A 1177-nucleotide genomic window follows, 5' to 3' on the forward strand; every position below is an offset into this window, starting at 1 on the left:
AGTATATGGGATTGGCTATGGAATAGATTGATGCTAGATAACTAGATAAATTGATCCTATTGCTGACTATCGTTTAGGAGCTCAAGTACAGTTGGATCAGTTACCAATTCCCCATTGCCGATTCCCCTCCCCGATATGGATTGTGAATCACGAGCTGTGGAACTTTTGATAAATTAGGTGATCTTATAACAATCATTTCTAAACTAGATTACTGTATATAGCAATTATAAATAGGTTGTGAACTATCAAGAGGCCAGGATGCCAATAATACCATGATTTTGGGTTTCTAGATTTTCACAACTCGTTTATAATTGTTATATCGTTTTTAGCTTAACGAGTTTTGTTGAATATAAACCTGAATAACAACAAAAATTAGTTTAATCCCCGATGAATCCAAAGCCAACTTAGGCACATCTTAGGCACATCTTAGGCACATAGTTAATTAGGGGTTACTCAGCAGAAGCTGAGCACAGGGATTATTCTATTTATACTTTCCTCTAATACTCTCTTGTTTTTATCACAAGTGGCAGTAGCAATTTCCTGGTATCCGGGTAATTTTTCTAAATCTTTATCGAACATGGTGAAAACACCTAACTGTTCAACTAAGTGAGAGCATTATTATTCCCACTAACCTCTATATCAAGTCAGGTTGAATACCCATAATTAGAGGGAGGGTGGGGAGACTGACAAGGGTAGGTTTTTTACTTTGGAGATAGGTAATCGGTAATGGGTAATGGCTAATCGGTAATGGCTAATCGGTAATGGGGACCGGTCCCCTAACCCCCTCACAGGGGTAGGTTTTTTACATTAGGGTCAAACATGGGGCGACCCAGAGGGAGAGGAAAAGGAAAACAACTTAGGTGCGCTTTCCGCATCTAATTATTAAATTCGCCACGGGTCGCACCTGAAGAAGGGATGCAGCTTCGGAACTGGGGGTTTCCCCCGGAGACGCGCGCCTTAGACAGGGGAGCCTTTATGGTTGGTAGGCTATGCAGATGCATGGTTAAAACTTGAGGCGCGACCCCGTAATTTAATTCTTCACGCGGAAAGCGCGCCTCCATTGATTAAGGGGCGTTGCTTAATAATCAAATGATTTCAAGAGTTTTGTGGAACTGGCATCTTGGCTAGAACTGGCATCTTGGCTAGAACTGGCATCTTGGCTAGAACTGGCATCTTG

It is taken from the genome of Moorena sp. SIO4E2 (assembly GCF_010671945.1).
In the GTDB taxonomy this organism is placed as follows: domain Bacteria; phylum Cyanobacteriota; class Cyanobacteriia; order Cyanobacteriales; family Coleofasciculaceae; genus Moorena; species Moorena producens.